The sequence below is a fragment of the Falseniella ignava CCUG 37419 genome, assembly GCF_000301055.1.
In the GTDB taxonomy this organism is placed as follows: Bacteria; Bacillota; Bacilli; order Lactobacillales; family Aerococcaceae; genus Falseniella; species Falseniella ignava.
Genome location: NZ_JH932301.1, coordinates 1 through 8803, shown reverse-complemented (window position 1 = coordinate 8803; position 8803 = coordinate 1). Strand labels below are relative to the sequence as shown.

The 8803-nt window shown below is 43.0% G+C and carries 4 protein-coding genes; 3 read left to right on the top strand and 1 reads right to left on the bottom strand.

Translation table 11 applies throughout. From position 1 onward, the window contains the following. The first annotated feature begins 324 nt into the window (after positions 1-324). Both rpoB and rpoC read left to right on the top strand, forming a co-directional pair. Positions 325-3909, top strand: a complete 3585-nt coding sequence (gene rpoB, locus HMPREF9707_RS04240) for a DNA-directed RNA polymerase subunit beta (RefSeq protein WP_006701452.1) — start codon at positions 325-327, stop codon at positions 3907-3909. Positions 3910-3970: 61 nt separating this feature from the next. Continuing rightward, the gene (gene rpoC, locus HMPREF9707_RS04235; protein ID WP_006701451.1) at positions 3971-7648 is read left to right on the top strand and encodes a DNA-directed RNA polymerase subunit beta'; all 3678 of its coding nucleotides are present in this window, start codon (positions 3971-3973) and stop codon (positions 7646-7648) included. A 46-nt stretch (positions 7649-7694) separates the two neighbouring features. On the opposite strand, the gene HMPREF9707_RS09290 is transcribed toward rpoC, so the two are convergent. After that, positions 7695-8381: a prepilin peptidase gene (locus HMPREF9707_RS09290; RefSeq protein ID WP_006701450.1), complete on the bottom strand. Its 687-nt coding sequence runs from the start codon at positions 8379-8381 to the stop codon at positions 7695-7697. 267 nt (positions 8382-8648) lie between these two features. Here HMPREF9707_RS09290 and HMPREF9707_RS08945 point away from each other — a divergent pair. Continuing rightward, the coding region (locus tag HMPREF9707_RS08945) for an IS110 family transposase (RefSeq protein ID WP_332244905.1) at positions 8649-8803 on the top strand (155 nt) is incomplete at its 3' end.

Below are 8803 nucleotides of genomic sequence, written 5' to 3'. Positions count from 1 at the left end.
GGTTCAGGGAAATATAAAAGTATGGTAGAGGAAAACCAACAATAATTTGACACTATCTTTTTAAATTATTGCCTTGACTTGTCGGGGCTGAAGTGATAGTATTAGACAACGTAATTATGATGTAGAGAAAGTGTGTCGAAATATTGTCCGGCAACCTTTTTCGCCCGTATACAACAAAAGATCAGCGAGTTTAGATTCAAACAAGCGACAATCTTTTGTATTTTTTTGCCCTTTTTTAGTGAAGAAACATCATTTGATAACAAACCTTAATATTTGTTACCTAATTGTAAACTTCGCCCAATTTTATCGAAGGAGTGAAACTATTTGAGTCAATTTCATACTGTGCCGTATGGTAAGAAAGCAGAACGCCGAAGTTATTCTCGAATTAAAGAAGTGCTTGAAGCACCGAATTTAATTGAGATTCAGACAGATTCTTATGAGTGGTTTTTAGATAAAGGGATTCGAACGATGTTCGAAGATATCTCGCCTATCGTTGACCACACTGAGAACTTAGAATTACATTTTATTGATTATGAATTAAGAGAGCCAAAATACAACATTGATGAAGCGCGTGCGCATGATGCAAACTACTCTCAACCCATCTATGTGAAGTTGCGTCTAGTGAACCGTGAGACGGGTGAAGTGAAAGAACAAGTTGTGTTTTTCGGTGATTTCCCGATGATGACCCCTATGGGAACCTTTATTATCAATGGGGCGGAACGTGTTATCGTCTCCCAATTAGTTCGCTCACCTTCCGTTTATTTCCATGATAAGTTAGATAAAAAGAACCGTCATACCTTTACTTCAACCGTCATTCCAAACCGCGGAGCTTGGTTAGAGTTTGAGACGGATGCGAAAGGCATTGCGTACGTTCGTATTGACCGCACACGTAAATTGCCACTTACGGCCATTGTTCGTGCCTTAGGTTTTGGTTCAGATGAAGAAATCTATGAGATTATGAGCGAGTCCGAACTATTAAACAATACAATCGATAAAGATACGCATAAAAATGCTATGGACTCACGCGTTGAGGAAGCCTTAAAAGATATTTACGAGCGTCTAAGACCCGGTGAACCTAAGACTGCTGAAAGTTCACGGAATTTATTGATTGCTCGTTTCTTCGACCCACGCCGTTATGATTTAGCGCCAGTTGGTCGTTATAAAGTGAACAAAAAACTACACTTAAAATACCGTCTCGTTAACCAAACTTTAGCAGAGACATTAGCAGATCCTGAGACAGGTGAAATTATCTTCCCAGAAGGAACGCTGCTAGATCAACAAAAGATTGATGAATTAGTTCCGTATTTAGATAAGGGCATCAATATGGTCACGCTGCATCCTTCTCCTGAAGGTGTGTTAGGTGAGAGCGTTGATGTTCAAATGATTAAAATCTATTCACCAGAAGATCCAGAACAAGTTATTAATATCATTGGTAATGGTAATATTCCAGATGAGATCAAGTCGCTAACGCCAGCAGATATTATTGCGTCAGTGAATTATTACTTATTCTTAGATCAAGGGATTGGAACAACGGATGATATTGACCATTTAGGGAATCGTCGTATTCGTTCGGTAGGTGAATTATTACAAAATCAATTCCGTATCGGTCTATCTCGAATGGAACGTGTCGTACGTGAAAGAATGTCACTACAAGATATCTCATCCATGACGCCGCAACAGTTGATTAATATACGTCCCGTTGTCGCTGCTATCAAAGAATTCTTTGGTTCGAGCCAGTTGTCTCAATTCATGGACCAGTCGAACCCGTTAGGGGAATTAACGCACAAACGTCGTCTTTCTGCCTTAGGACCTGGTGGGTTAACTCGTGACCGAGCCGGGATGGAAGTGCGTGACGTTCACTACTCTCACTACGGTCGTATGTGTCCGATCGAGACACCCGAAGGACCGAACATCGGACTCATTAACTCTTTAGCAACTTACGCTAAAATTAATGAGTTTGGTTTCATTGAGACACCGTATCGTCGCGTAAATAAAGATACACTTCAAGCGACCGATGAAATCCATTATCTTTCTGCTGATGAGGAAGACCTATATGTTGTTGCGCAGGCGAACTCGCTGTTAGATGACGAAGGTTACTTTGTGAACGACACCGTAATGGCTCGCTTCAAGTCCGAGAACTTAGAAGTTCCAGTTAGTCGAGTTGACTACATGGACGTGTCACCGAAGCAAGTTGTATCGGTTGCGACAGCATCCATTCCGTTCTTAGAGAACGACGACTCCAACCGTGCTCTAATGGGAGCGAACATGCAACGTCAAGCCGTGCCATTAATTAAACCTCAATCACCTTTAGTGGGAACAGGAATGGAGTATCAAGCGGCGCATGACTCGGGAGCAGCTTTAATATGCAGTCGTCCAGGTAAAGTGGAATACGTTGATGCAAGCCGTATTCGCATTAAATTATCGGACGGATCTTACGATGATTACTACTTAACTAAGTTTGCACGCTCTAACGCCGGTACATGTTATAACCAACAACCGATTGTTGAGGTTGGAGAAAGCGTCGAAAAAGGCGAAATCCTAGCAGACGGCCCATCAATGCAAAATGGCGAGATGGCCCTAGGTCAAAACCCACTCGTTGCCTTTATGACTTGGGAAGGTTATAACTACGAAGACGCGATCATTATGTCAGAGCGCTTAGTGAAAGATGATGTCTATACTTCGATACATATTGAAGAGTACGAATCTGAAGCGCGCGAAACAAAATTAGGACCAGAAGAAATTACGCGAGAAATACCAAACGTTTCTGAAGAAGCTTTAAAATACTTAGATAAAGATGGCATCATTACTATCGGTGCAGAAGTTCGTGACGGTGATATCTTGGTCGGTAAAGTGACCCCGAAAGGTGTCACTGAATTATCGGCAGAGGAACGCTTACTTCACGCTATCTTTGGTGAAAAAGCTCGAGAAGTTCGTGATACTTCACTTCGTGTTCCACACGGTGGAGGCGGAATCGTCCATGATGTGAAGATCTTTACGCGTGAAAATGGTGACGAACTTCAACCCGGCGTGAACAAATTAGTCCGCGTCTATATCGTTCAAAAACGTAAAATTCAAGAAGGAGATAAGATGGCCGGACGCCACGGTAACAAAGGGGTTGTATCCCTCGTTGTTCCGGAAGAAGATATGCCATTCTTACCAGATGGTACACCCGTTGATATCTTATTAAACCCACTTGGGGTTCCTTCTCGGATGAATATCGGACAAGTATTTGAACTACACTTAGGAATGGCGGCCCGCTCACTTGGCATCAAGATTGCGACACCGGTCTTTGACGGGGCAAGTGAAGATGATGTCTGGGAGACAGTTCAAGAAGCAGGCCTCAATGAAGATGCTAAAACCATTCTTTACGATGGTCGTACCGGAGAGCCATTTGACCGTAAAGTATCCGTTGGTGTGATGTACATGCTGAAACTTGGACACATGGTCGACGATAAGATTCATGCGCGTTCAACAGGCCCTTACTCACTTGTTACACAACAACCGTTGGGTGGTAAAGCTCAATTCGGTGGACAACGTTTCGGAGAGATGGAAGTCTGGGCGCTTGAAGCGTACGGTGCGGCTTATACATTACAAGAAATCCTAACCTACAAGTCAGATGACGTGGTCGGACGTGTTAAAACTTACGAAGCCATTGTCAAAGGAGATCCAATTCCAAAACCAGGCGTTCCAGAATCATTCCGCGTCTTAGTGAAAGAGTTACAATCTTTAGGATTAGACTTACGGGTATTAAATGAATTCGATGAAGAAATCGATCTGCAAGATGATGATGAAGATGATGTAATTAATCTGAATGCATTAGATCAGTATAAAGAAGATCAAAAGAATGCCGGTAAGAGCCAAAATGAAGTGAAAGATAACGACACCACTGCGGTTACCGACGAGGCGTAATCGCAACGAGTCGTCATAATCGAGTAGGTATGTATCAGGGATAAATAAGGAGGTTTGCCCTTTGATAGATGTGAATACATTTGAATCGATGGAGATTGGCTTGGCCTCTCCAGAGAAAATCCGTAGTTGGTCATACGGCGAAGTTAAGAAACCAGAGACCATCAACTACCGTACATTAAAACCAGAAAAAGACGGCTTATTCTGTGAAAGAATATTTGGTCCAAGTAAAGATTGGGAATGTTCATGTGGTAAGTATAAACGCATTCGTTATAAAGGACGTGTCTGCGAACGATGTGGCGTTGAAGTTACCCGTTCTAAGGTACGCCGTGAACGAATGGGGCATATTGAGTTAGCAGCACCGGTAACTCATATTTGGTATTTCAAAGGAATACCAAGTCGTATGGGACTCATCTTAGATATGAGCCCACGATTGTTAGAAGAAGTTATTTATTTCGCTTCTTATATTGTGATTGATGCAGGAGATACTCCGTTAGAGCCTAAGTCACTTTTAACAGAAGCAGAGTATCGCGAAAAACGTCGCGAATACGGCAATCGCTTTGTCGCGAAAATGGGAGCCGAAGCGATTAAAGATTTGCTTGAAGCCGTCGATATCGAAGGTGAAGTTGCAGAGTTAAAAGAAGAGTTGAAGACCTCTACCGGTCAAAAACGGACACGCGCAATTCGCCGTCTTGATATTTTAGACTCATTCTTAGCGTCAGGGAATCAACCTTCATGGATGGTAATGGAAGCTTTACCTGTCATTCCACCTGAGTTGCGTCCAATGGTCCAACTTGAAGGGGGACGCTTTGCGACGAGTGACTTAAACGACTTATATCGTCGAGTTATCAACCGTAACAACCGACTCAAGCGATTGTTAGATTTAGGAGCTCCTGGTATTATCGTTCAAAATGAGAAACGTATGCTGCAAGAAGCGGTCGACTCGTTAGTCGATAACGGTCGTCGCGGTCGCGCAGTGACAGGACCAGGTAATCGTCCGTTGAAGTCACTATCTCATATGTTGAAAGGAAAACAAGGTCGTTTCCGTCAAAACTTACTCGGTAAGCGAGTCGACTACTCAGGTCGTTCGGTGATCGTCGTAGGTCCTTCACTTAAGATGTACCAATGTGGTCTTCCTAAGGAAATGGCTGTTGAATTATTCAAACCTTTCATTATGAAAGAATTAGTTGAACGAGAAATTGCAGGCAACATCAAAAATGCAAAACGCATGATTGAAACATTAAATGATGCGATCTGGCCAGTGGTTGAAGAAGTGATTCGTGAGCATCCAGTCCTACTGAACCGCGCACCGACCCTTCACCGTTTAGGGATTCAAGCATTTGAACCAGCGTTAGTTGATGGTAAAGCCATCCGTCTACACCCGTTAGTCTGTGAAGCTTATAACGCGGACTTTGACGGAGACCAAATGGCGGTTCACGTGCCGTTATCAGAAGAAGCGCAAGCTGAAGCACGTATCCTAATGTTAGCGGCAACGCACATTCTGAACCCAAAAGACGGAAAACCTGTTGTTACACCATCTCAAGATATGGTGTTGGGGAACTATTACCTCACGCTGGAAGAAGAAGGACGCGAAGGCGAAGGGATGTACTTCTCAAGCCCAAGCGAGATGGAGATGGCTTATTACGAAGGGTATGTTCACTTACATACACGTATTGCGTTACCAGCAAGTGCCTTCCCAGAGAAGCCGTTCACTGAAAGTCAACGCAACAAATTAATGGTTACAACGGTTGGTAAGGTAATCTTTAACAGTATTATGCCAGCCGAATTCCCGTACTTAAACGAGCCAACAATGGAGAACTTATTGGAATCCACACCGGATAAGTATTTCTTAGAGGTAGGCCAAGACGTTAAAGAAACCATCACTTCAATGGAATTGGTGCCGCCATTTAAGAAAAAACACTTAGGAAATATCATTTCTGAAGTCTTCAAACGATACCAAGTGACGGAAACATCCAACATGCTAGATAAGTTGAAGAACTTAGGTTATAAATATTCAACAAAATCCGGTATTACGGTTGGGGTAGCTGACGTTATCCGTCTTGATACGAAACAAGAAATCTTAGATGAAGCTCACGCAAAAGTGGACAATATTACAAAACAATATCGTCGAGGATTGATTACAGAAGACGAGCGTTATGAGAGCGTCATTCGTACATGGGAGAAAGCCCGTGAATCCATTGCTGACCAACTAGTAGCTTCCTTACCACGTCTGAACCCAATCAATATGATGGCGGACTCAGGAGCTCGGGGTAACATCTCGAACTTCACTCAGCTAGCGGGGATGCGTGGGAACATGGCAGCGCCAAGTGGTAAGATTATCGAACTTCCAATTACTTCGAACTTCCGTGAAGGCTTGACGGTTATGGAGATGTTTATCTCGACGCACGGGGCACGTAAAGGGATGACTGATACGGCGCTGAAGACAGCCGACTCGGGATACTTAACACGTCGTCTCGTTGACGTAGCACAAGATGTGATTGTGCGTGAAGAGGACTGTGGAACCGACAAAGGGCTTGAAATCCGTGTTATCTCAGACGGTAACCGCGTAGTTGAGTCACTTGAAGAACGCTTGACAGGCCGTTATGCGCATAAGAGCGTCTTCCACCCAGAAACGGGCGAAACCATTGTTGCTTCAGGTCAATTGATTACGGAAGATTTGGCTAACGAAATCGTTAAAGCGGGTATCGAAACCGTTACGATTCGTTCCGTCTTTACATGTAATTGTAACCATGGCGTATGTAAGAAATGTTATGGTATTAACTTAGCAACTGGTGAACAAGTTGAAGTAGGCGAAGCTGTCGGAACGATCGCAGCGCAATCTATCGGTGAACCCGGAACGCAATTAACCATGCGTACCTTCCATACGGGTGGGGTTGCTGGTGGTGGCGACATTACCCAAGGTTTACCGCGGATTCAAGAAATCTTTGAAGCGCGAAATCCAAAAGGACAAGCACAAATTACGGAAGTATCGGGTGTGGTTGAATCAATCGAAGAGAAAGCATCCGACCGTACAAAAGATATTACAATTAAAGGGGCAACGGATACGCGTACATATAACGTGCCATTCCAGTCTCGTGTAAAGGTTGCCGAAGGCGATACCGTTAAGCGTGGTCAGCCATTAACGGAAGGGTCCATTAATCCGAAAGAGTTACTTCGCGTGACGGACGTTATTACTGTTCAAGAATATCTATTAAATGAAGTGCAACAAGTCTATCGTGGACAAGGGGTTGAGATCGGTGACAAGCATATCGAAGTAATGGTTCGCCAAATGCTTCGCAAGGTCCGCGTAATGGACCCTGCTTCGACCGAAATCTTGCCGGGTGCATTAATGGATATTGCTGACTTTACACGTGCGAACGAAGAAGCGATTCGCACAGGTGAAGTTCCAGCGACGGCACGCCCAGTATTACTAGGAATTACTAAAGCAGCCCTTGAAACAAAATCATTTATTTCGGCAGCTTCCTTCCAAGAAACAACACGTGTCTTAACGGATGCGGCGATTCGCGGAGATCGCGACCGTCTAATCGGCTTGAAAGAGAACGTCATTATCGGGAAGTTAATTCCAGCAGGAACGGGAATGCCACGCTACCGCAAGACTGAAACGTCCACGCAACCCATTATTCAAGAATTATTGGAAGAAGAAGAGCGTAAACGTGAAGAAGAAGCGGCGCATAAAGAGGCAGAACGGGTTGCTGAAACAGCAAAATCCGAAGATAACTAATCATATCATTATAAGGAGCAAGGGATGCGTCCCGTGCTCCTTATTTTTATGCGACAAACCAAAGGTAGAGATGCCAGCCAATAATAATCGAAAGGATAAATGGGAACGGCTGATTCCATTGACGCACACGGATGTTGTGACACAACCAACTTATCAGACCAACTGTCGAAATACCGAAGAAATAATAGGCAAGCAAATAAGGCGACACTAATAAACTGAAAGAAATCATCAACTTAATATCCGCTCCCCCGATTTTTTCCGGTGAGAGAAAGTAAAAGACAATTAAAAGAAATCCGACATAACAAAACGAGGTAAAATATAATGGATAACTTTGATTTATTAATAGAAGAAAAACGCTAAGAAATTGGAGCGTATCCGGTACCCACATCGCTTCTTGATCCATCAATATCATTAATAAGATCGTTATGAACCATAATAGATGCCACAATATCGAATCGGACGGGAAAAGGATATAAATCAAACAAAAGCTTATCCCTGACAATAGTTCACCCCAAAAGTAATAACGACCGAGGTATTGTCCACAATAATCACAGCGGAATCGAAACCATAACGATGACACTATTGGGATTAAATGAAACCAGCGAAGTCTCTGCCTGCAAAAGTCGCACTGAGATCGTCGCATTAAGTTAACTTGGTGATAGGCCCAATCATAAGCAAAACATTGTCCAAATGAACCGCAGATGGCTCCAATTAGAAAGTAACATAAAAACATTATTATTCCTCCTCGTATAATAAATGTAGTCTTAAATGAATGATTTTTAAGACTTTAAACTTGTTACCCCTTTCGGGGTATAATTGTTTGTAAAGATTGAGGTTGCCCAATTCCTCCTTGAAAATTATTTTTCCCTTTTAAGACTGGCACCTCATCTCTATAGACAGTATATGAATCAGCTGGATAGAACATTGTTTCTGTATCTCTTACGAGGCTATATCGTCCATAGAGTATGGGGAAAACCTCTTTCTAATTAAAGAAAGGTTGATGAATATGCAATACCTAGGTATAGACATCGGTAAGCGTGCTCATGAAGCAGCTTTACTTGATCAGGATGGAAATCATCTCGGAAAAACTGTGCGTTTTTCAAATAGTCATAAAGGTGCTGAAAAACTACTAGATTTAATGAATGAGCATGAGTG